The following is a 22,030-nucleotide window of genomic DNA, read 5'->3' as shown; positions in this document are numbered from 1 at the left end:
AAAGGGTAGACAATGAAAGTCGCACAACATACTACTTATAACAAAAACAATATCACACTAAACATCACAGAAATCGCAAAACCAAGCATCACAGACAAAGAAGTTTTGGTCAAAGTCACCGCAGCTGGTGTTAATCCTCTGGATAACATGATTTCCCGTGGTGAAGTAAAGGTGATCGTCCCTTACAAACTTCCACAAACTGCTGGAAATGAAGTGGTCGGTATCATTGAAGAGACAGGTAGACAAGTCAAAAATCTCAAAGTCGGAGACCGAGTTTTTGGGCGTTTACCACTTAATCATATTGGTGCCTTTGCAGAATACGTAGCTGTCGATAGTCAGGCTCTAGCCAAGGTTCCAGACTATCTGTCTGACGAGGAAGCCGCTGCTGTTCCTTTGACTGCCTTAACCATTATGCAAGCCTTAGAACTCATGGGGGCTCAAGCTGGCAAAACCATCTTTATCTCTGGTGGTACAGGCGGTGTCGGCGGTATGGCCATTCCGATTGCTAAGGCTAAAGGTTTGAAGGTCATTACCAATGGGGCTGGAGATAGCGCTGAGCGTGTATTGAACCTAGGAGCAGACCGCTTTATCGATTATAAAACAGAGGATTATACAAAAACTGTTAGCCAGGTTGATTATGTCCTCGATACCCTTGGTGGCGCTGAGACTGAAAAACAAATGTCTATCATGAAAAAAGGTGGTCAGCTTGTTTCCCTCCGTGCTATGCCAAATGGTGACTTTGCCAAACGCATGAACCTGCCAAAATGGAAACAGATGATTCTTGGCTTAGCTGGTCGCAAATTTGATAAGATGGCTGACAAATACGGCGTTCACTACCATTTTATCTTTGTGGAAAGCAATGGTGCTCAATTACAAGAGGTAGCTGACCTCTTTAGCAAATTAGAAATCAAGCCATCTATCGATACAGTCTATCCATTTGAAGAAGTGAATAGCGCCTTAGACAAGGTCGCTAATGGTCGCTCACGTGGAAAAACTGTCCTCAGCTTTAAGAAATAAAAAGGAAAAGACAATGTCATATCTTACAACTAAAAATCAATACATCACTGTTGAAGGGAACAAAATTGCCTATCGCGAACTCAGCAAAGGCAAATCAAAACTACCTCTTCTGATGCTGGTCCACTTGGCAGCAACCCTCGACAACTGGGATCCAAAACTTTTGGACTTGATTGCTGAAAAGCACCATGTGATTGTGGTCGACCTTCCTGGTGTGGGAGCCAGTCAAGGAAAAGTGGCCCCAACCATTTCTGGAATGGCTGAGCAGACGATTGCCTTTATTCAATCCCTTGGTTACGATAAAATCAATCTCCTAGGTCTTTCTATGGGAGGGATGATTGCCCAAGAAATGGTCCGAATCAAGCCTGATTTGGTCAATCGTCTCATTATAGCAGGAACAGGACCTCGAGGTGGAAAAGAGATTGATAAGGTCACAGGGAAAACATTTAACTATATGTTTAAAGCTGGACTCGAGCGCATCGATCCTAAACGCTATATCTTCTATAACCATGATGAACAAGGAAAAATCGAAGCTTTGAAAGTTCTCGGACGAATGGGAATGCGAACCAAGGAATTTGCGGACAAAGACATGAGTGTGCCTGGTTTCTTGACTCAACTCAAAGCCATTAAACGTTGGGGGAAAGATTCTCAAGACGACCTAAGATTTATCACCCAACCAACCTTAATCGTCAACGGGGACAAGGATATGCAGGTTCCAACAGAAAATTCTTATGATATGCATGAGAAAATAAAAGATAGTAAGCTGATCATCTATCCAAATGCTGGTCACGGTTCGATCTTCCAATATGCAGAGGAGTTTTCAAAAGAACTCATTGCTTTCTTGGAGGACTAATATGGTCAAAACGATTCTGATTACAGGTGCTACTGACGGTATCGGTAAACATTTGGCAAAGAAATTAGCCAGTGAAGGCCATCAGGTCATCCTCCATGGTCGCAATCCTCAAAAACTTGAGCTGGCGCTTCAAGAGGTTCGGGCCGTTTCCTTGAGAGGCAGAGTTTCGAGCTACTTGGCAGATTTTTCAAAATTAGACGATGTTTATCGATTTGTAGGGGAAATCAAGCGAGACTTTCAAAGGATCGATGTCTTGTTTAACAATGCAGGCCTGTATGCAGGAAAAGAACGAAAAGCGAGTGCTAAAAATGTCGAGTTGACTTTTATGTTATTCGTTCTCGTTCCCTATCTGTTAACAACTGAGCTAAGCCCCTTGTTAGAAAAATCGGCTGACAGCCGTGTCATTAATACTTCTTCCTATATGCATCATTTTGCCAAGGTCAAGGATTTGGACTTTGGATTTGAGAAAGAATACAATCCAGGATTGGCCTATAATAATTCCAAACTCTATACCATTTGGATGACACGCTATCTAGCAAGAGATTTCTTTTTAAAAGGTTCAAACATCACCATCAATTCTTACCATCCTGACTTGATTTCAACCAACTTGGGGAATGATTCCAGTGATGAAAAGACGAAAAAGTCTCTCTTCGGACGCCTGATGAAGTCTCTCTCGAAAGATTTAGATCAGGGGATTGAAACAGGCTATTATCTCACCTTATCAGAGGAAGTCAGGGGCTTTACTGGCTTCTATTTTGATGAAAAGAAAGTGAAGTCGGTATCTGAAAAAGGCTATACAATTGAAAAAGCTCGAGATTTAATCAATTACTGTAATGATAAAATTGAATTGTTTAAACAGAAATATGATCTGCTTAATTAGAAAAAAGTTCTCTTTCCATTTTGCTAGAAAGAGAACTTTTTCTTTAAGAGAAATAACTTATACTCAATGAAAATCAAAGAGCAAACTAGGAAGCTAGTCGCAGGTTGCTCAAAACACTGTTTTGAGGTTGTGGATAAGACTGACGAAGTCAGTTACCTATATCTACGGCAAGGTGAAGCTGACGTAGTTTGAAGAGATTTTCGAAGAGTATTATTTTTTAATCAATTCGTGATAGCTCAGCTGGCACTGTTAAGTAATAAGTTGCCGTCATGCTTGCTTCACCTTGATTGACAAAAATCTCGATGGAATTTTTATCTACAAAAACTTCCAATTCTTTAGCTTCTACATCTACATAGCGGTGGCTCGTATCCTGTTCTTCTTCACCGAGGATTTTCTGAGCCAGATGACTACGATCAATATAGACTTGCTTGGCTGTGCTATCATAACCAAACTCTAGATAATCTGTATCGCTTCCCAAACGGTAACGCTGATCACCATCAATTTGAATGTGATGGCCCCCTTGCTTGATAGGAGTTTGGAATAACTTCCCATCCTTCAATCGAAGTACACGAGGTAAGGTCATGACACCAGCCCACTTATGATCTTGGTCATGAGTTGGAAGTGTACGCCCCCACATCTGCATCCAAGCAATCATGATACGACGATTTTGGCCATCCAACAATGTTTGAGGCGCATAGAAGTCCTGGCCATGGTCGATTTCTTCTACTGTTTCTGGAATGAACTGTTTAGCTTCCCAGTCTACCTGACCTGTAACCAATACAGAGGAATTGATATTGTGGTAAGAATCACCCTCACGTTGATAACGCATTGGTGACATAATGATGCAGTCTTTTCCATCTAACTCAAAGTAGTCTGGACATTCCCACATAAAGCCTTGGTGTTCTACCCCTTTTAAAAAGATGGATTCGAACTGCCACTCTACTAGGTTATCGGACCCTAGTAGAACGACACAGCCCACATTATCTTTGTGTTTGGCAGCAACTACCGAATAATAGCGTCCATCTTTTTCAAAGAGTTTTGGATCGCGGAAATCAGCAGCGATTAGCTCATCTGGCAAGTCTGCACCTGTCGCAACTGGATTTTGGGAAATCTTTTCAAAGTGAATCCCGTCGTCTGAAAATGCCATATTTTGCACTTGACGGACACCGGATTCTTCTTCGATATGTCCAGTATACATGAGCCAGAGGCGATCGTCTTTGACGATAGCTGACCCTGAGAAGCAACCATTGCGGTCGTAGTCTTGGTCAGGAGCAAGTGCCACTGGCAAGTGCTCCCAAGTCACCAAGTCCTTACTTTTAGCATGGCCCCAGTGCATTGGCCCCCAAACGCTATCATAAGGATAAAACTGATAAAAGAGATGGTATTCTCCACGAAAATAGACGAATCCATTTGGATCATTAATCCAGCCAATCTCAGCAGAGAAGTGGTCCTCAGGTTTATATTGAGTATTAACCAGATGCTTATTTTCTTCTATATAGCGATTGGCCCTCTCTACTGTGTATTTTTTATCTCCCATAATCAACCTCTATTTCTTGTTTGCTTGATATTGATCATAGTATTTTTGTTTGATAGCGAGATAGTCAGAAAGTCCGTATTTCTCAAGTTCTTTCTTATAATCATCCCACTCAGCATCAATATTGCCGTTGACAATCCATTCTGCACGTTTGCGGTAGATATAGTCATTCATATCTGCTTCAATGTGGGCAATCTTATCCAAATCTTCCTCAGTCATAAAGACTCTTGGATAGTTGTTGTCATTACTCATATAAGGAACATAGTATTCTTTAATAAGGTCCAAACGCCATTTGGCATCGTCTGGCATAGTTGTCACTTTACCATAGTAAGAGTCCAAGATAGCAAGTGGTCCACCAACTTCAGTTTTTTGACGAAGTTCTGCTGGTGCTGTTCCGTTTAGTGGCAAGTGTTTGAGGCTATTAGTTGCTTGGTCAAATTCAAAGATATTTTGTTGCTTGTCATCTCCATAAGTTCCCCAGTTGTTTTGGACAGATTGAAGAGGTGCGTATTGGGCATCAATCCATTTAGCTGTCAACTCAAGGTTTTTGTTGACGCTAGTGATAACCATCTTATCACGCGCAAATCCCAAACCATTTGTACGAGTTACGTGTTTTTGTCCACTTGGACCAGCAAGGACAGGTAAGACATCATAGTTTTCGTTGCTTCCTGTGACATTGTTCTTGTCCCATGTGAAGTAAACACCGTATTTTTGATCATGACCTTTGGCAATATAGGTATTCCAATCGTGTTCGAAAGCTTCCTTATCGATCAAGCCTTTTTCTTGCAATTGACGGATGAATTTCACACCTTCTTTATAGTCGTCGTTATCTGCTGTAAAGTCAACTTTACCATCGTTTCCAACTACTAAGTGATCATCGTTATCCCCAACACCAAATGCTCCAAAGAGGAATTTGAAGTCTTCGTTTCCGTTACCGCCGATGAAAGTAAATGGAATTTCGTCTGCTTGACCATTTCCATTTGGATCTTGAGTTTTAAATGCTTCTAAAACTTTGATCAAATCATCTGTTGTTTTTGGCATTTCAAGGCCAAGTTTATTAAGCCATTCTTTGTTAATCCAAGCCATATCATTGACACTATGGATAGATTCTTTGCCTTCTCCAAGCTCCTCAATCCATGGGAATGAATAGATGTGTCCGTCTGGTGCTGTCATCATGGCCTTGTATTCAGGTTTTTCCTCAAGAACTTTCTTGAGATTTGGCATATATTTATCAATCAAGTCTTCAACTGGAATGATTACACCTTTCTTAGCCCAGTTCATCAAGTCTACATCTGAAGCACCGTCATTATGGATGGCATCTGGAAGGTCACCACTTGAGATGTCTAGATTTCTCTTTTCAGCAAAATCTGATTGGTAGTTGGTCCAGTCAATATGAACTCCTGTTTCCTTCTCCAAACGTTGCAAAATTAATTTTTCATTCGGGTCTTTTGGTGCTAGAGGTGAACTAGCTGTCATAAACTTCAAGGTTTTCGTTTCTTTGAGTGGGAAGGTTACTCCTTCCAATTTATAGTCTGGACTAGAAGCTGTATTTTTTGAGCCGCAGGCTGCAAGTACTGCTAAACTAGCTGTCAACAAAACTGCTGATTTTGTGAATGTTTTGAATTTCATGAGAAAACTCCTTATATTTTTTTCTATTATATTAACCTTTAAGTGATCCCGCCATAATACCTTTATCAAAGTATTTTTGGAAGAATGGATACATAACAATCAATGGCAAGCTTGAAATGACAATGGTTGCGTATTTGATCAATTCAGCTAAACGTTTCATTTCATTCATAGCTGCTTGCGCTCCAATCATATCTTGACCAGGCTGACTCTGAATGAGAATTTTACGAAGAACAAGTTGCAATGGTTCCAAGTTTGGATCTTTGATATAAATCATTGCATCGAAGTATGAGTTCCACTGACCGACAAAAGCATAGAGGAAGAGAACGAACATAATTGGTTTTGCAAGAGGAAGCATGATTTTGAAGAAAATCTGTAAATCATTTGCACCATCAATGACGGCTGCTTCTACCAATTCTTCAGGCAATCCTTGGAAGTAGGCTCTGGCAAGAATGATATTCCAAACATTGACTGCACCTGGAACAATGATAGCCCAAGGAGTGTTGAGCATACCCAGATCTTTAATCAACAAGTAAGTAGGAACTAGACCACCACCAAAGAACATGGTTACAATCAAGAAGTAGTTAATCCAACGACGTCCAACCAAATCTTTCTTAGATAAGGGATAGGCTGTAAAGACTGAGATCAAAACTGTTAAAGCCGCAAAGCCAAATGAGTATAGTAGAGAGTTGATAAAACCTCTAAGAATGGACTGGTCGCTGAATACACGCTGGTATCCTTCTACTGTCCAGTCAGCAGGATTAAAACTAATCCCTCTACTAACTAAGACCTTAGGATCCATGAAGGATGCTACGACGATATAAAGTAAAGGAAGCAAAGTAATCAAAACGATAAAGACGATAATGATTTTATTCAAAAGCAAGATTCGTTTATCAAATTTTGTATCCATGATTGAATTTTTCATGTTTTCCTCCTTAAATACCTTCGCCATTATTCATGCGTTTAACAACTTGGTTGACTGCAACGAGCAAGACAACGTTAATAACTGCGTTAAATAAACCGACGGCTGTTGAGTAAGAATAGTCACCTGACACAAGACCCACTTTATAAACATAAGTTGAGATAATTTCAGATGTTGGTAAGTTTAGTGATGTCTGCATCAAGAAGGCTTTCTCATAACCGACATTCATAATCCCACCTGCGGCCAAGACAAACTGGATAACCATGATGGGCTTCAAAGCAGGAAGGTCAATATGCCAGATTCGTTGGAAAATATTGGCACCATCTAGTCTTGCTGCTTCGATTAAGGCTGGATCAACGTTAACCAAGGTCGCTGTGTAAAGTGTTGATGCCCAACCCATTCCTTGCCAGATCCCACTAAAGATATAGAGGGGTCTGAAGTAGTCAGGGTTTGTTAGGAAATCAGCTTTGATCCCAAACATGGAAAGAAAACTATTGATTGGCCCTCCAACTGAGAAGAAGAGGAAAATCATACCAACAATAACAACGACAGAAATAAAGTTAGGTGCGTATAAAATAAGCTGAATCCGTTTTTTAGCTTTTTCACTCAAGAGTTGGTTGAGCATAATCGCTAAAATAACCGGTGGCAAAAAACCAAGAAGCAAGCCATAAACACTCAATTTAAGAGTATTGGCTAACAAGATTCCAAAGTTGGGTGAAGACAAGAATTTTGTAAACTCAGAAAATCCTACCCAGTCACTTCCCATTATTCCTTTTAGAGGATTGTAATCTTTAAAGGCGATCAAAACTCCGTACATGGGAATGTACTTAAAGATAAAAGTCAAAACCAAACCAGGGACGGTCATCAATAACAAGAGTTTTTGTTTCTTAATCCGTTCCCAAACAGAAACCTGCTTCGCTTTGCTATTCATAGCAACCTCCTTTTTGAAACGTTTCAATTTTGTCTTAGAAAAGATAGCGCATGGCGCTCTCTCATCATTATTTGAAACGTTTCAATTTTTGTTTTAAAAAATAAATCTCTTTGATTTGACTCTATTTTAACATTGATAGCGCTTTCTGTCAAGACTTATTTTTAATTTTTTGTTGTTTTTCCTTCAATAAATGTTACTGGTAAGATTGTCTGTAAATTAACAGTCTTTCCATCAATGATCTCAAACAAGATACGAACAGCTTCTTGAGCCATTTCTTTCAACGGTTGTTTAATAGTTGAAAGCAGATAATCTCGATCCCCAGCCATTTTTATACCATCATATCCAATGATTTGCACATCATGAGGTATTTGTTTACCATTTGCCTCTAGTATTTCAATAACATCTAAAGCCGCAAAATCATTAATAGCGAAAATACCATCTATGGCAGGATTCTCTGTCAAGAACTGCTCTAACTTCTCATGATAGTCTACAACCGTCTCATCTAGGTCAAAGATACTAAAAGGTATATTTTTGTCTTGGACATACTTCTCAAATGAAATTCTACGTCGTTTAGTCTCATTAATGGTTGTGTTGTGTCCACCTACAAAAGCCAAATGCTGACACCCTTTTTTGATGAGTTGTTTGGCAGCTTCTCGTCCTCCTGCATCATTATCAGACGACACACATGCAATCTCTATATCTGAATAAGTCCGGTCGATACTAACAAAAGGAATTCCTGAAGTTAGGTAGTTCTCGATTGGACTATAGGTAATGGCTACAACTCCATCAACCTTATTATGACGTAGCATCTCAAGATATTCTTGCTCACGGTTGGTTCCATTTATTGAACATAAAAGTAGTTTATTATTTCTCTTGTAAACTTCATTTTCCACATGCATCGCGAATTCAGAAAAGAATGGATGCCAGATACTTGGCAGAATTAGTGCTATCGTCTCTGTTCGATTTTTTTTCATTCCCCTTGCGTAGTAATCTGGGATATAATTCAAGGTTTTAATCGCTTGTTCAACTTTCTGTAAGGTCACTTCTTTGATTCCTTTTTCTTTGTTGATCACACGTGAAACAGTTCCAACACTAACTCCCGCTTCCAGAGCAACATCTTTCATAGTAATGGATTTTTTTTGCTCTACCATATTCTCACCTCCTTGCACTATATAGTAACATGCAACCGCTTTTTTAGCAACTATTTCTTAACGGAGATAGGAAAAGCCTTGAAATTAAGGCTTTTTTTTGATGCTTTTTTAGAAAATTGTTCCATGAAGTTGAGATAGATTTATAAAAAAGACTCTCCAACTATAAGGATTATTTCCGATGTTGATTTTTAACAGCTATTATAAGTTTAATAATTCATTAATCAACATTTCAGTTCTTTGGTCAATCATAGAAGGATCCCATTTTTCATAATCTTTAAGTTCTCGTGTCATCCTTATGTCAGATTGGGCATAGCTTTGTTTTTTAATATCAAAACTACTGTTTCCAATTGATGAGTTTTTTGTACCTAATAACAACGTCAAATTCCCTATTTTCCATAAGTAGTTAGCATGTGCCTCCTCATCTACTGACCATTCTGATAAATCAATAGGAGATTGTGGCATAATGTGCTCTATATGAACCTTTTTATTATCGAATATAACTAATCCTTTCTCAAATTCTTTATTATTTTCAATTCTTCTAAGTATATATCTTGCTAACTTTATGTCTGTTGAAAAATCAAAGCTATTTAACTTGGTACTGATTATTATATCGTCAGGTTGTTCACTTTTTAGTTTGTCAATAATAGACTTCACCAAATCATCAGTCGGCTTATCAGAATTATTTAATTCGTAAGCCAAACTTGAAAATAGTTTTTCAAGCCAGTTTGTACCTTGATTCAATATTTTATTTCGGATTAAAATATTTGCAGAAGCTTCTACGAGGGCTAGTATATTTTTGTCAGATGCATCTTTATTTATAGCTGCTAAAAATAGTGGTTGAAATGTCTTAAATTTTAATTCTTTTAATTCTTGTAGAATATAAATAGCTTGTCTACCATACTCACTCTCAATAAGAAATGTTGGTTCTGAATCTCCATTCAACTCGGAGTATGGAATGGAGAGTTTTTTTAACATTTTCATAAACTTAATGATTTTGCTTGAGTCATTAATTGTTTTTGAAACTGATTTATATAATCCTCTTGCTGTGGTAAAAGCGTACTTAGAATTCCATGAATATCTAATAAAATCTGAGAAGTTTAAATCTCCTAAATCCGTTACAATTTGATTCCACATATCAGTTACTTCTTCTGTATTTTCACCACTATTTCCAAAAAAATCTGATTTGATTAAATCTGCAGCTGATAAATCTAATCCACGTGCATTAATTGTTTGGAATATTTGAAATGCTTCAGTTCGATTTGTAGCAGAAATTTCTACAACAAAAAATTGTTTTGTAAAGACATTACATATCTCATTGATAAAATTGTACTTCTCTTGATCACTATATCCGTCCGTTTTATTAGTGATATAGTCTAAAATTTGGTTATAAGCCCTTAAAATATTATTAACTTTGCCCATTCCCTTCGATTTCTTACCAGCATATAAAGTCTTGGGCTCTAGTGTCTCTATATGATTATCTTTTTGAATTTTATTTCTAAAATCGTCTGCAATTGACCCAATCTGTGTGAGTTTATACTCATAATAGGTGGTGCCATCTCCAATAAGGTCTCTTTGAATGATACCTTTTAAATCTATACTCCCCTCGATTGTCTTCAGGGTATTTAAAATATCTCTTAAAACTGCTAAAAAGATGGTAGAAGTTGTTAAACGTTGCTGGCCATCTATTACCTGAGTTATACCATTCTCATCTTCCGTTGTAATTATAGGTCCAAAGAAATATCTTGATTCACTATCAACTCCTCTTTCCCACTCAGAGTATAAATCTTCTAAGAAATCCAATATCTGATCTTGTCCCCACTCGTAACTTCTTTGATATGTTGGTATTGTAGCATTTAATTCCCTTAAATATCCAAACATTACACTATCTTTTGTCTTAACATTTAGAGCCATTATTTCTCTCCTGTATATTTTATAACCTTATTATACCATAAAAATATACGAACTTATTCAATATAAATAAGGGATTAATTACTCACTGAATTATCAAGCTTATAACGATAAAATAGAATTCCTTATGCTATTTTCATTTGAACAATAAGTTTCTATTTACATATTGTTTATTTATCATAAATTAGAATTAGTTCATAATCCACCTAAATTTTAATTAATTATGATTTTATTATTCTTCGCTTTATTCTTTTAATAGCTCTCTCGTTCTTTTGATTACTCTCCATTGTTCACCATCAATTAAGCTAAGGTTGGCAGCTTGCTAAAAGGTTGACAGAACTTTGCTCCATAGGATATGATGGGAATACCTAGAATTTCAACTCTGCACGACCTAGACTCCGTCTTCTGAAAAAACATTTGCGAGTTCAATTCTATATCTGGAGGTTTCTATGAAAATCTATTATTCAAAATATGTCGGTGTCGGCTATCTAGTCTTTGCAGTGGGTGTATTCTTTCAATTTTTCTTTTTTCTCGCGCATGGATTGATCGACTTTTCCCAGCTTAGTCTTCTCACCGTGGTTCCAACCATTCTCTTTTTTGCTGCCATCTACGCAACGATTGCAGGTATCAAAAGACTTTCTAGTCGCAGACTCTCCTTTGAGTTCACCTTTGAAGGTATTTATGTCTATCCCGGGCTCTTCTTTTCCAAGGAAATCTTCATCCCAAAAGAAGAATTGTTGCGAGCATCGTATGTTGAAGTGGATGTCAGTGACCCTGACCATGCCAACAGCAAGGCTTACTATTTAGATTTTGACCTGAGAGAGGTCACCCAGCTAGAAGATATTTCTAAGTCAAATGTTATCGTCGATACAAGCGTCCTGATATTGCGGCTCGCCCTTAGCCTCTGTCGATTTAGAGAGGAAGAAAAAGCCGAGTTAGCGACCTATCTAAAAGAAAACTACGGCATTGATTTCTTATATTAGCAAGTAAAGAGAGAGTGGGACAGAAATCGGTAATTCATTAGAATTCGATTTCGTCGTCCCACCTCCGCACAGTTGAGTAGGGCTGTAAAAGCTGATGAAATCAGCGTAGTAGAGCCCACTCAACCACTGCGTCTTGCTCGACAATCCAAAGACAATTGAGAGGCTAGTACTTTTGTCCCAGCCTCTTTGATATTATCCTTATTATCTTTCACTTTAACGTGAGCTTGCTAATTATCCAACTTAAACGTCGTATAAACTCGAATGATTTAAAATTTATGCTTCGAGAACATTAAAAAAGCAAGGGCTACTCTCCACCCTCACTTCTTCTTTTCACTCTTAATTACGGTAAAAATGACTATCTTTATCGCTTGGTGATTGGCCGATTGCCAAGACATCTTGGCTACCATCCGTACCAGTCAATTCATTTGCTACACCTGCTGGTGTAAAGATGAGGCGTGCACCTTCTCCACCATCGACAAGATGGATTCCTGTTGAGTAGTAGCCATCTTTTTCCTCTACTTGCCCCATTTCATACTGGAAGGTTCCTTTTGAACTTTGAATGGTCACGATTCCATCCGCTGTGACTGTAGCAGTTGTTCCAGCATAGTTTTCCCACGTTCCAAGGAATTTTGCGTAAGCTTCTGGAGTTTTTTTCTTCTCTTCCTTCTTATCCGTTTGAGTGCTTGCGGAACTTGATGGGCTCGTCTCAGACTTTTGCTCCTCTTTTTGACTAGCTTCTGTTTTACTTGAAGACTCCTTAGTTACTTTAGAAGAAGCCTCTTTGCTTGAAGATGCTGTAGTTTTTTCAGTATTTCCTCCACAAGCAGCAAGTGTCACCACAGCCAACAAGGCAAGAGCTGAAAGACTAGTGTAGCGCAATGTTTTTTTCATGATAATCTCCTTTTAAAATGATGATACAGTCTCATCTGCATCTAAAATAGCTAGCCTGAAATTACATATATTTTTGACGTCTAACCTGTAGTTTTCAGTGTATCATTTATTTCCATATAATTCAATAGCTATTTGACATCAAAAAAGGCTAATCCAATCAGGAATTAGCTCTTCTATTTTTAGTAGATAAACATGGCATCGCCAAAGCTAAAGAAACGGTACTTTTGGTCGATAGCATGTTGGTAGGCTTCTAAGACCAATTCACGGCCTGCAAAGGCAGAAACGAGCATGACCAATGTTGATTTAGGCAAGTGGAAATTAGTAGAAAAAGCATCCACAACCTTCCAGTCATAGCCTGGTTTGATAAAGATATTGGTCCAACCAGAGTCTGCTTGGATTTGCCCTTCAAACTTGCTTCCGATAGTCTCTAGCGTACGGATAGAGGTTGTCCCCACAGCAATGACACGACCACCATTTTCTTTGACCTGACGCAAGGTCGCTGCAGCTTCCTCAGACAATTGATAAAACTCTGAGTGCATCTCATGTTCATCTAGATTATCTACTGAAACAGGTCTAAAGGTCCCAAGTCCAACGTGCAAGGTCAGGTAGACTAGATGAACTCCTTTTTGCTGGATTTCTTTCAGTAATTCCTTGGTAAAATGCAGGCCTGCAGTTGGGGCAGCAGCTGAGCCACTCTCCTTGGCATAGACTGTCTGGTAACGTTCACGGTCATCCAATTTTTCGTGAATATAAGGAGGCAAAGGCATTTCTCCAAGGCTTTCAAGCACTTCAAGGAAAATCCCCTCATACTCAAAGCGAACAATACGACCTCCATGGGTTAATTCCTCGGTCACAACTGCGCTAAGTCGACCATCACCAAAGATAACGCGGGTGCCGACCTTGAGACGTTTGGCTGGCTTCGCCAACACTTCCCATTCGTCTCCTGCTGTATTTTTCAAAAGCAAGAGTTCAACATGGCCCCCTGTTTCTTCTTTTTGACCATGAAGTCGAGCTGGCAAAACGCGGGTATCATTCATAACCAGGGCATCTCCTGGCTCTAGCATTTCAATAATGGAGTGAAAATGGCGATCTTGAAATTCCCCTGTTTTGCGATTGACCATCAAAAGCTTAGAAGCATCGCGCTTTTCCAAAGGAGTTTGAGCAATTAGCTCCTCTGGCAAGTGGAAATCAAAATCATTGGTATTCATTGTAGTCATTTTTCCTTTTCTTTTCTAATAGAGTTTCAATTAGCTATCAAAACGAACTTCTTCAAGCAAATACTCGATGAAGCGTTCACCCATCTTGGACAAGCTTGTTTTCTCATGCTGGATATAAACCAGCTCAATGGGATCATCAATATCAAGTGGAATCGAGACGATATTGTCTCCATTAAGATTACTATTGAGGATACCTGTCGCTATGGTATAACCGTCCAAACCAATCAAGAGATTGAACAAGGTCGCACGGTCACTAACAACGATGGATTTCTTGTGGTGTTCCTGAGATAGAATCTCCTCTGAGAAATAGAAGGAATTATGGGTACCTTGGTCATAGCTCAAATATGGGAAGTCTTCTAGGTCTGCCAATCGCACCTTGTCTCTCTTAGCAAGAGGGTTGGTCTTGCTGACAAAGATATGGGGTTGGGCTGTAAAGAGATGGTGGGCAACTAGATGGTTGTCGTCTAACATCTTTGAAAGAACGTCCCGGTTATAGCTATTTAAAAAGAGAACTCCCACTTCACTTCGGAAGTTCTTGACATCATCGATAATCTCCCAAGTTCTGGTTTCACGCAAAAAAAGCTCGTACTTTTCCATATCGCTTTTCTTAAGCAAGGAAACAAAAGCATTGACCACAAAGGCATAGTGTTGCGAAGACACACTAAAAAGCTCGCGATGAGCGATTGGATTCTTATAACGTTCTTCTAGAAGTTGCGTTTGTTCGACAACCTGACGGGCATAGGATAGAAACTCCATCCCATCACGTGTAAGGGTAATTCCCTTAGGATTTCGGATAAAAATCTCAATTCCCATCTCATTTTCTAGGTCACGAACAGCATTTGATAGACTCGGTTGTGTAATGAAAAGTTGCTTGGCAGCCTCATTCATCGAACCAGTCTCTACGATTTTGATAATATAGTGTAATTGTTGAATTCTCATGCTTTTATTGTACCATACTTGAGGCAATATAAAAAGAACCAGTCACTGAAAGCTCTGTGGCTAAGCTTAGATGAGTGCTTTCAAAGGACTTTATATAGCGACCTAAAAAGAGAGAGTGAGACAGAAATCGGTAATTCGTTAGAATTCGATTTCGTCGTCCCACCTCCGCACAGTTGAGTAGGGCTGTAAAAGCTGATGAAATCAGCGTAGTAGAGGCCACTCAACCACTGCGTCTTACTCGACAATCCAAAGACAATTGAGAGGCTAGGACTTTTGTCCCAGCCTCTCTCTTATTCTTTAAAGTTAATCTGCCTTACATAGCGAAACTCAGCTTCCTCTTTCCCAGAAAATGGCTAGCAAAATCATAGCCCCCAGAACTGATGGGATAATGGCTGTACCGCTTAGGCTTGGTCCCCAAGAACCAAAGATTAATTGTCCTAAAAAGGCACCAATCCAGCCGAGAAACATTTTCCCGAAGCAACCCATACGTTCGCCACGATTGGTGATAGCTCCTGCTAGTAGTCCGATTAAAAGCCCGACAAACATACTTCCAATCATAGTTTCTCCTTAAATTGCCCAATCTCCATTGCGGAAGAGTGGTACGCGTGTTCCATCCTCACGGATACCATCGATATCCATTTGGTTCGAACCAATCATAAAGTCAACGTGAACATCAGAACGGTTAAGTCCTGCAGCTTCAAGCTCTTCTTCACTCATCTCTGCTCCACCAACAACGCTAGTTGCGTAAGCTGCACCAATAGCCAAGTGGTTAGAAGCATTTTCATCGAAAAGGGTGTTAAAGAAGGTAATACCTGACTGAGAAATTGGACTTGGATCTGGTACCAAGGCACACTCACCCAAGGCACGCGCACCAGCATTCTTAAAGACAAGGTCCTTCATAACCTGGTCACCCTTTTCGGCTGTGATATCAACGATTTGACCATTTTCAAATGTCACTTTGATCCCTTCGATAATATTTCCATTGTAGCTAAGAGGTTTTGTAGAAGTGACATAACCATCTGCGCGACGGAAGTCAGGAGCCGTAAAGACTTCTTCTGTTGGTATATTTGGCAAGAATCCTTCACCTTGAGCATTGATTGCTCCAGCAGATTCCCAAACGTGGTTCTTCGGCAAGCCAAGTGTCAAATCAGTTCCTGGTGCTGTGTAGTGAAGGGCTGAGAATTGCTCTTTATTGAGCATTTCCGCCTTGCTCTTGAGGATAGCAGCATGTTTTTCCCAAGCCTTAACTGGATCTTCTTCGTAGATACGGCAAGTTTTGAAGATTTGGTCCCAAAGGAGATCTACTGCTTCTTCATCGCTTGCAGCATTTGGAAAGACCTTCTTAGCCCACTCGAGTCCAGCTGCAGCAGCTACAGTCCAGCTCACCTTGTTGGATTGAGTTGCGATACGCATTGGCTTCATGGCAATTCCCATAGCTTTGGCAGAAGCTGAGAGCTTTTCCGCATCCACTCCGTTCAAGGCACCTGGATCAGAAGAACGAACACCGAGACGACTTGCTTTGTTTTCAAGAAGGTAGTTCATCTCAGCGATCTTGTATTCTGGTACATTGTCCAAACGCTCCATCGGCGCGTGAAGGAATTTCTCACGATTTACAAAGTCATCTGCCCATTGAACGATAACTTCGTGAGCTCCAAGTGCATAGGCTTCTTTGACGATTAAGTGAGCCAACTCGCGTTGCTCCACATCGATAGAGAGAGCCAAGGTGTGACCAGGTTGCACGTTCACTCCGTTTGCAACCAAAAGCTTAGCGTATTTTTCTAGATTTTCTTTAAAATTTGGTAAAACCATTCTGTTTTCTCTTTTCTATTTTATTTTTCTTTCAAAGCAGAAAATAATCCTGCTAAAGCAATAGCACTAGACAAGAGTGCTGTCGATAGAAGAATTGTCTGATCAGCAAGTTCTAACTGATATTCAAAAACCTTTTGAGCTGGCTTGTTTTCCGCAAAAATTCTAAGTTTCATCAAATGTCCTTTCTTATTCTTCGTACTCTCCTAGATAGAGACGTTGAGCCTCTGGGCTGTTAGTGAGGATATCTACATAAGTTTCATAGTCATCAAGCATGGGCTTTCCCAAAGAGATATCTTGTTCTGGATTTATATTTCTCCCATATAGAAAGCAAAGGTAGAGACGCTCATTGAGTGTTGGAAATACTTCAATAGACATGAGTTCAGCCTGACCTACTCGTTCCCAATCCTGTTCTTTGATATCTGGTATGATATAAGCTTGGAAGAGGCCCATAAGTGGATTATCCTCCGGTTGACCACTGTCCTTATCCGCTAGAACTAAAGAACAGCGTCGACCAAAACCAGCTACTTGGCGCTCCCGTCCCTTTACCGAAACAGTAATAGGATGCCCTCCAATATGGCTATAGATCCATTCTTTGGGTAGTTCATAATCTAACAGGGGGTTAACTTCTTTTACAATCGCTACAGGACTATAGCGTAGAAACTGACGAGTAACTGCTTTACAAAAAAGGATATCCTCCTCTTTCAAGGTCACTCCCTTCCAGTTATTTTCTTCGTTAAAATGGTTGAAAAATACCAGATAGGGATCACGCACCATTTGTGCTAATACGTAAACGCCATTTCGCAAGCGTATGGAAATAACTTTCCCTGGTTTCCAAGGTGTTGCTCTGTTTTTCTTTAGCATCATTAACTAACCTCAAACCTACATAAGACATTTCAAACTCTTAAAACAAATCATCAAACAGACTCAACTGGTTATCCTCTGGCATATTGCCGAGAATCCCCATTTCATCCATCTTTTCAACCAAGGTTGATGAGAGTCCACCACGCTTGCGAAGTTCTGTTTTAGAGAGGAACTCACCTTCTTGACGAGCACGAACCAATTGCTTAGCAACGTTCTCTCCCAGTCCATCCATAGCAACAAACGGTGGGATGAGAGTATCTCCATCGATGATAAATTCAGTCGCATCACTGCGATAGAGGTCTAACTTTCCAAATTTAAAACCACGTTCCCACATTTCATTGACGATTTCAAGCGTTGTGTAAAGGTCGATTTCTACGTTGGAAGCTTCATTGTTCTTGCGCTTTTCAGCAATTTCTTGCATCTTGCGTTTGATAGCATCCAAGCCTGCACCCATGGTCTTGATATCAAAAGCTTTGGCACGGATGGAGAAGTAAGCACAGTAATAATAAATCGGATGGTGAACCTTGAAGTAGGCTACACGCAAGGCCATCATAACGTAGGCAGCCGCGTGGGCTTTAGGGAACATGTACTTGATTTTCCCACAAGATTCGATATACCATTCAGGTACATTGTTAGCCTTCATGGCTTCGATATACCCATTGCGCTCTTCTTCAGAGATTTTGAGCCACATTCCCTTACGTACACGCTCCATGATGGTAAAGGCCATCTTTGGATCTAGGCCAGCGTGCATGAGGTAAACCATGATGTCATCCCGACATCCGATAACAGTTGACAAGTCCGCAATTCCAGCCTTAATCAAGTCTTGGGCATTTCCCAACCAAACGTCGGTACCGTGAGACAGACCAGAAAGCTGGAGCAACTCCGCAAAGGTCGTCGGATGAGTTTCATCCACCATTCCGCGAACAAAGTTGGTCCCAAACTCTGGAATACCAAGCATACCGGTTGAAGTCCCGATTTGTTCAGGCGTCACTCCCAGAATATCGGTTCCTGAGAAGAGGGCCATGACACCAGGGTCATCCATAGGAATATCATTTGGATCAATGCCCGACAAGTCCTGAAGTTTCCGAATCATGGTTGGATCATCATGACCAAGGACATCGAGCTTGAGGACGTTCTCATCGATATCGTGGAAGTTAAAGTGAGTGGTCTGCCATTCAGCAGTCACATCATCTGCAGGATACTGCACAGGGGTAAAGTCATAAACATCCATATAGTTTGGAATAACAACGATTCCCCCTGGGTGTTGACCGGTCGTCCGTTTAACACCTGCAGCTCCTTGGGCTAGGCGCTCTACTTCAGCTTCACGGTAGAACTTGCCATAGTCACGCTCGTAACCCTTGACAAATCCATAAGCTGTCTTAGCAGCCACCGTACCAACCGTTCCTGCACGGAAGGCATATTCTTCCCCAAAGATATCACGAACATCCAAGTGGGCGCTCGGCTGGTCCTCCCCTGAGAAGTTCAAATCGATATCGGGAACCTTGTCCCCGTCAAAACCAAGGAAGGTCTCGAAAGGAATGTCCTGTCCATTCTTGCTGAGCTTGTGCCCACAGTTAGGACAGTCTTTATCTGGCATATCAAATCCTGAACCGTAAGAACCATCTGTGATAAACTCACTGTACTGACACTGACCACAGACATAGTGAGGCGAGAGCGGATTGACCTCGGTAATCCCAATCATGGTCGCGACGAAACTGGATCCAACAGACCCACGAGAACCAACCAAGTAGCCTCGTTCGTTGGAGCGCTGCACTAGCATCTGTGAAGCCAGATAGATCACGGCAAATCCATTCCCCAGAATAGAGGTTAGTTCTTTTTCAATCCGCAAATCGACAATATCTGGCAGTGGATTTCCATAAATTTCAAAAGCTTTTTTATAGGTTAATTCGGCAACTGTTTCTTCGGCTTGGTCAATGAAAGGTGTATACAAATCACCTTTAACGACCTCAACAGGCTCAAAAATTTCTGCCAAGGAATTGGTATTTTCAATGACAATCTTACGAGCCAAATCTTCCCCTAGAAAGGCAAATTCATCCAACATTTCATTAGTTGTTCTAAAGTGTGCCTTGGGTAGTGGAGCTGGTTGGGCAGCTTCTCCATGGCCGATCGTTCGGTTAATCATGGCTCCCTGACCTAGACTGCGGACGATGATTTCGCGATAGATTTCATCCTCGGGTTCGAGATAGTGAACATTTCCTGTCGCAAGAACCGGCTTGCCGAGGCAATCTCCAACCTCTATCAAACTCTTGATGATGGTGTGGAGCTCCTCCATGTCCTTGACCTGCTCTTTGGCAATCAGAGGTGCATAGATAGCTGGAGGCATCACCTCGATAAAGTCGTAGTATTTAGCAACTTCGACTGCTGCATCTACACCTTGTGATACGACTGCATCAAAGACTTCCCCTTCCGTACAAGCGGAGCCCAAGATTAAACCTTGTCGATGGGCATCCAGTACTGTACGTGGAATCCGTGGTACCCCTTCAAAATACTGGGTATTGGAGAGAGAAACCAACTTAAAGATATTTTTCAAGCCTACTTGATTTTTCACATAGATAGTTGCATGCTTGACGCGAGCTTTTTTATAAGAATCTGGACTGATTAAATCAAGGTTTAATCGCGCCAAATCTGTCACACCGTGTTTTTCTGCCACTTCCTTGATAAAAATAAAGAGCAAACGGCCAGTTGCTTCCGCATCGTAGTTGGCCATGTGATGGTGTTCTAGGGCAACACCAAAACGTTTAGTCAAAGGCCCTAGACCGTGGCGCTTGTATTCAGGATAGAGATTTCTTGCGAATTCTAGCGTATCTATGACAGGCTGAGTGATTCTTGGTAAGCCATGACGTTCATAGTTGGCATTCATAAAGCCAACGTCAAAGGTTGCATTGTGGGCTACAAGAACGGTATCCTTACAAAATTCTTGGAATTCTTTCAGAACTTGAACCAAGGGCTTGGCATTTTTTACATGGTCATCCGTAATTCCTGTCAATTCAGTAGTAAAGGCTGATAAGGGGTGCCCAGGATTGATAAATTCATCAAATTCAGCGACGATATTGCCCTTATACATCTTAGAAGCTGCGACCTGAATCAAGTCATTATAGATAGCCGAAAGTCCAGTCGTTTCCACGTCAAAGACTACATAAGTAGCTTCAGAAAGGTCCATCTCCACTTCGTTATAGACGATAGGAACACGGTCTTCTACGATATTAGCTTCCATCCCATAGATCAGCTGGATGCCTGCTTTCTTAGCAGCCTTATAGCCATGAGGGAAGGATTGAACATTCCCATGGTCCGTGATTGCTACCGCCTTATGTCCCCATTTAGCAGCTTTCGCAACGAGTTCTTCGACTTCAGGAAGAGCATCCATGGTCGACATATTGGTATGGGCATGAAACTCAACACGACGCTCTCCCTCTGGCATCAAGTCTTTACGCTCATAGTGGACGACTTCCTGAACATCCTGTACATTCATGGTCAAGTCTCGCGTGAAATTATTGACCTCAACATTCCCACGAACACGGAGCCAAGAATTTTTCTTGATCATGTCAAACTTCTGGGCTTCTTCTTCATTTTTAACCCATTTTTGCATGGAGAAGCTAGAAGTGTAGTCTGTCATCTTGAAGTTAATCAAAACACGACCCGTTCTAGTCACCTTCTGCTCGACATCAAAGACAACTCCTTCAAAAACCAATCTATTTTCTTCGGTATTGACCTCGATCATAGGAGTAATTTCTGCCTTGTCAAGTTTAGGCTTAGCAGCTGCCTTCTTGGCTTGAAAATCAAAGACAGGTTTGTCCTCAACTGGAGGAGGCGGGGCCATCTGTTCTAACTGTTCCATAGCCCGAAGAGTTTCTTCATTGGCTGCTTGGATAATCATTTGATTTTCCGTCTGAAAGGCTTCTTGTTCTTCCCTTGTGAGATCTTCATTTTTTTCTAAGATGCAAGAAAGTTTAGGAAAACCAAAAAATTCCAGCTGTTTGCTAAGATTTGGCAGATGATTTTTTCTAAAATGCTCTGTATCTGCCGCTTCTGAAGCTTCAATGATTAACTGGTCATTTTCAAAGCGAACCTGAAAATTCTGATAAATAGAACGAAAACCTTGACTAGCACAAGGACCTTCCGAAAAAGCCTCTCGATAGTAGGCTTGTAAAAGTTCTCTAGAAAATTCCTGATTTCTCGTTTTTATCTCAAAACTAGCCTGATTTCCAGTTTTTGAGAATTCATCCTTCAAACCTCTTTTCAACTCTAAAAAAAGTTCAAAAGGCAAGATATTTTCAAAAACAAAATGAAACTCCCAAACTTTGCTTCGTTTATGAACAATAACTTGTTCTATTTCAGCCTGAGAGAAGGCCTCATGATTTCTCATTTCAGCGGGTATTCCCAACTGATTCATTAAAATTTCAAAAGTGGTTGACATCCATTTTCCTCACAATATACTGCTTCTATTTTACCATATTTGAGGCACTTTTTCCTATTTCTACCAAACAGAAAAA

Annotated in this window: 19 protein-coding genes; 5 read left to right on the top strand and 14 right to left on the bottom strand. The window is 40.4% G+C overall.

Features of this window, described 5'->3' with window-relative positions; genetic code table 11:
- Positions 1–12: 12 nt before the first annotated feature.
- From AXE83_RS01970 to AXE83_RS11525, 4 genes are all read left to right on the top strand, one after another.
- Entirely contained in the window at positions 13–1,017 is a 1,005-nt protein-coding gene (locus AXE83_RS01970; protein ID WP_060955224.1) for an NADP-dependent oxidoreductase, read from the top strand.
- Between the two features lie 13 nt (positions 1,018–1,030).
- Positions 1,031–1,867, top strand: coding sequence for an alpha/beta fold hydrolase (locus AXE83_RS01965; RefSeq protein ID WP_060955223.1), 837 nt, complete (start codon positions 1,031–1,033; stop codon positions 1,865–1,867).
- Position 1,868: 1 nt separating this feature from the next.
- On the top strand, positions 1,869–2,747 hold the full coding sequence (locus AXE83_RS01960) for an SDR family NAD(P)-dependent oxidoreductase (RefSeq protein ID WP_060955222.1): 879 nt from the start codon (positions 1,869–1,871) through the stop codon (positions 2,745–2,747).
- A 66-nt stretch (positions 2,748–2,813) separates the two neighbouring features.
- Positions 2,814–2,939, top strand: a complete 126-nt coding sequence (locus AXE83_RS11525) for a hypothetical protein (protein WP_257721057.1) — start codon at positions 2,814–2,816, stop codon at positions 2,937–2,939.
- A 25-nt stretch (positions 2,940–2,964) separates the two neighbouring features.
- On the opposite strand, the gene AXE83_RS01955 is transcribed toward AXE83_RS11525, so the two are convergent.
- The 6 genes from AXE83_RS01955 to AXE83_RS01930 form a co-directional block, all read right to left on the bottom strand.
- Positions 2,965–4,284 (bottom strand): glycoside hydrolase family 32 protein, encoded by a 1,320-nt coding sequence (locus tag AXE83_RS01955; RefSeq protein ID WP_060955221.1) that lies wholly within the window; start codon positions 4,282–4,284, stop codon positions 2,965–2,967.
- A 9-nt stretch (positions 4,285–4,293) separates the two neighbouring features.
- Positions 4,294–5,910 carry an ABC transporter substrate-binding protein gene (locus AXE83_RS01950; protein ID WP_060955220.1) on the bottom strand — a complete coding sequence of 539 codons (1,617 nt, stop codon included), beginning with the start codon at positions 5,908–5,910 and terminating at the stop codon, positions 4,294–4,296.
- Positions 5,911–5,941: 31 nt separating this feature from the next.
- Positions 5,942–6,832 carry a carbohydrate ABC transporter permease gene (locus AXE83_RS01945; RefSeq protein ID WP_060955219.1) on the bottom strand — a complete coding sequence of 297 codons (891 nt, stop codon included), beginning with the start codon at positions 6,830–6,832 and terminating at the stop codon, positions 5,942–5,944.
- A gap of 10 nt (positions 6,833–6,842) precedes the next feature.
- Positions 6,843–7,760, bottom strand: a complete 918-nt coding sequence (locus AXE83_RS01940) for an ABC transporter permease (RefSeq protein ID WP_060955218.1) — start codon at positions 7,758–7,760, stop codon at positions 6,843–6,845.
- Between the two features lie 161 nt (positions 7,761–7,921).
- A complete protein-coding gene (locus AXE83_RS01935) occupies positions 7,922–8,911 on the bottom strand; it encodes a LacI family DNA-binding transcriptional regulator (RefSeq protein WP_060955217.1) in 990 nt (329 codons plus the stop codon).
- Positions 8,912–9,109: 198 nt separating this feature from the next.
- On the bottom strand, positions 9,110–10,822 hold the full coding sequence (locus AXE83_RS01930; RefSeq protein ID WP_060955216.1) for a DUF262 domain-containing protein: 1,713 nt from the start codon (positions 10,820–10,822) through the stop codon (positions 9,110–9,112).
- 446 nt (positions 10,823–11,268) lie between these two features.
- Between AXE83_RS01930 and AXE83_RS01925 the strand changes: the two genes are divergently transcribed.
- Complete coding sequence (locus AXE83_RS01925; protein WP_060955215.1) at positions 11,269–11,802, top strand: hypothetical protein; 534 nt, start codon at positions 11,269–11,271, stop codon at positions 11,800–11,802.
- A 336-nt stretch (positions 11,803–12,138) separates the two neighbouring features.
- Here the strand turns inward: AXE83_RS01925 and AXE83_RS01920 are convergent, their stop codons facing one another.
- The 8 genes from AXE83_RS01920 to AXE83_RS01885 all read right to left on the bottom strand — a co-directional run bounded on the left by AXE83_RS01920 (position 12,139) and on the right by AXE83_RS01885 (position 21,954).
- On the bottom strand, positions 12,139–12,693 hold the full coding sequence (locus AXE83_RS01920; protein WP_060955214.1) for a hypothetical protein: 555 nt from the start codon (positions 12,691–12,693) through the stop codon (positions 12,139–12,141).
- Positions 12,694–12,872: 179 nt separating this feature from the next.
- Entirely contained in the window at positions 12,873–13,901 is a 1,029-nt protein-coding gene (gene queA / locus AXE83_RS01915) for a tRNA preQ1(34) S-adenosylmethionine ribosyltransferase-isomerase QueA (RefSeq protein WP_060955213.1), read from the bottom strand.
- A 39-nt stretch (positions 13,902–13,940) separates the two neighbouring features.
- Positions 13,941–14,849: a LysR family transcriptional regulator gene (locus AXE83_RS01910; RefSeq protein ID WP_060955212.1), complete on the bottom strand. Its 909-nt coding sequence runs from the start codon at positions 14,847–14,849 to the stop codon at positions 13,941–13,943.
- 327 nt (positions 14,850–15,176) lie between these two features.
- Positions 15,177–15,407 (bottom strand): GlsB/YeaQ/YmgE family stress response membrane protein, encoded by a 231-nt coding sequence (locus AXE83_RS01905; protein ID WP_049504434.1) that lies wholly within the window; start codon positions 15,405–15,407, stop codon positions 15,177–15,179.
- Between the two features lie 9 nt (positions 15,408–15,416).
- On the bottom strand, positions 15,417–16,658 hold the full coding sequence (locus tag AXE83_RS01900) for an aminopeptidase (protein WP_060955211.1): 1,242 nt from the start codon (positions 16,656–16,658) through the stop codon (positions 15,417–15,419).
- Positions 16,659–16,678: 20 nt separating this feature from the next.
- Positions 16,679–16,831 (bottom strand): hypothetical protein, encoded by a 153-nt coding sequence (locus tag AXE83_RS10890; protein ID WP_060955210.1) that lies wholly within the window; start codon positions 16,829–16,831, stop codon positions 16,679–16,681.
- Positions 16,832–16,844: 13 nt separating this feature from the next.
- Positions 16,845–17,522 carry a hypothetical protein gene (locus AXE83_RS01890; RefSeq protein ID WP_060955209.1) on the bottom strand — a complete coding sequence of 226 codons (678 nt, stop codon included), beginning with the start codon at positions 17,520–17,522 and terminating at the stop codon, positions 16,845–16,847.
- Positions 17,523–17,559: 37 nt separating this feature from the next.
- Positions 17,560–21,954 carry a PolC-type DNA polymerase III gene (locus AXE83_RS01885; RefSeq protein ID WP_060955208.1) on the bottom strand — a complete coding sequence of 1,465 codons (4,395 nt, stop codon included), beginning with the start codon at positions 21,952–21,954 and terminating at the stop codon, positions 17,560–17,562.
- Positions 21,955–22,030 lie beyond the last annotated feature (76 nt).

Source organism: Streptococcus sp. oral taxon 431, assembly GCF_001553685.1.
In the GTDB taxonomy this organism is placed as follows: Bacteria; Bacillota; Bacilli; order Lactobacillales; family Streptococcaceae; genus Streptococcus.
This window is presented reverse-complemented; position numbering and strand designations above follow the sequence as displayed.

Excerpts from the sequence above, each read along its gene's own strand:
- AXE83_RS01970 (WP_060955224.1), top strand. The coding sequence starts at position 13 with ATGAAAGTCGCACAACATACTACTTATAACAAAAACAATATCACACTA.
- AXE83_RS01965 (WP_060955223.1), top strand. The coding sequence starts at position 1,031 with ATGTCATATCTTACAACTAAAAATCAATACATCACTGTTGAAGGGAAC.
- AXE83_RS01960 (WP_060955222.1), top strand. The coding sequence starts at position 1,869 with ATGGTCAAAACGATTCTGATTACAGGTGCTACTGACGGTATCGGTAAA.
- AXE83_RS11525 (WP_257721057.1), top strand. The coding sequence starts at position 2,814 with ATGAAAATCAAAGAGCAAACTAGGAAGCTAGTCGCAGGTTGCTCAAAA.
- AXE83_RS01955 (WP_060955221.1), bottom strand. The coding sequence starts at position 4,284 with ATGGGAGATAAAAAATACACAGTAGAGAGGGCCAATCGCTATATAGAA.
- AXE83_RS01950 (WP_060955220.1), bottom strand. The coding sequence starts at position 5,910 with ATGAAATTCAAAACATTCACAAAATCAGCAGTTTTGTTGACAGCTAGT.
- AXE83_RS01945 (WP_060955219.1), bottom strand. The coding sequence starts at position 6,832 with ATGAAAAATTCAATCATGGATACAAAATTTGATAAACGAATCTTGCTT.
- AXE83_RS01940 (WP_060955218.1), bottom strand. The coding sequence starts at position 7,760 with ATGAATAGCAAAGCGAAGCAGGTTTCTGTTTGGGAACGGATTAAGAAA.
- AXE83_RS01935 (WP_060955217.1), bottom strand. The coding sequence starts at position 8,911 with ATGGTAGAGCAAAAAAAATCCATTACTATGAAAGATGTTGCTCTGGAA.
- AXE83_RS01930 (WP_060955216.1), bottom strand. The coding sequence starts at position 10,822 with ATGGCTCTAAATGTTAAGACAAAAGATAGTGTAATGTTTGGATATTTA.
- AXE83_RS01925 (WP_060955215.1), top strand. The coding sequence starts at position 11,269 with ATGAAAATCTATTATTCAAAATATGTCGGTGTCGGCTATCTAGTCTTT.
- AXE83_RS01920 (WP_060955214.1), bottom strand. The coding sequence starts at position 12,693 with ATGAAAAAAACATTGCGCTACACTAGTCTTTCAGCTCTTGCCTTGTTG.
- queA (WP_060955213.1), bottom strand. The coding sequence starts at position 13,901 with ATGAATACCAATGATTTTGATTTCCACTTGCCAGAGGAGCTAATTGCT.
- AXE83_RS01910 (WP_060955212.1), bottom strand. The coding sequence starts at position 14,849 with ATGAGAATTCAACAATTACACTATATTATCAAAATCGTAGAGACTGGT.
- AXE83_RS01905 (WP_049504434.1), bottom strand. The coding sequence starts at position 15,407 with ATGATTGGAAGTATGTTTGTCGGGCTTTTAATCGGACTACTAGCAGGA.
- AXE83_RS01900 (WP_060955211.1), bottom strand. The coding sequence starts at position 16,658 with ATGGTTTTACCAAATTTTAAAGAAAATCTAGAAAAATACGCTAAGCTT.
- AXE83_RS10890 (WP_060955210.1), bottom strand. The coding sequence starts at position 16,831 with ATGAAACTTAGAATTTTTGCGGAAAACAAGCCAGCTCAAAAGGTTTTT.
- AXE83_RS01890 (WP_060955209.1), bottom strand. The coding sequence starts at position 17,522 with ATGATGCTAAAGAAAAACAGAGCAACACCTTGGAAACCAGGGAAAGTT.
- AXE83_RS01885 (WP_060955208.1), bottom strand. The coding sequence starts at position 21,954 with ATGTCAACCACTTTTGAAATTTTAATGAATCAGTTGGGAATACCCGCT.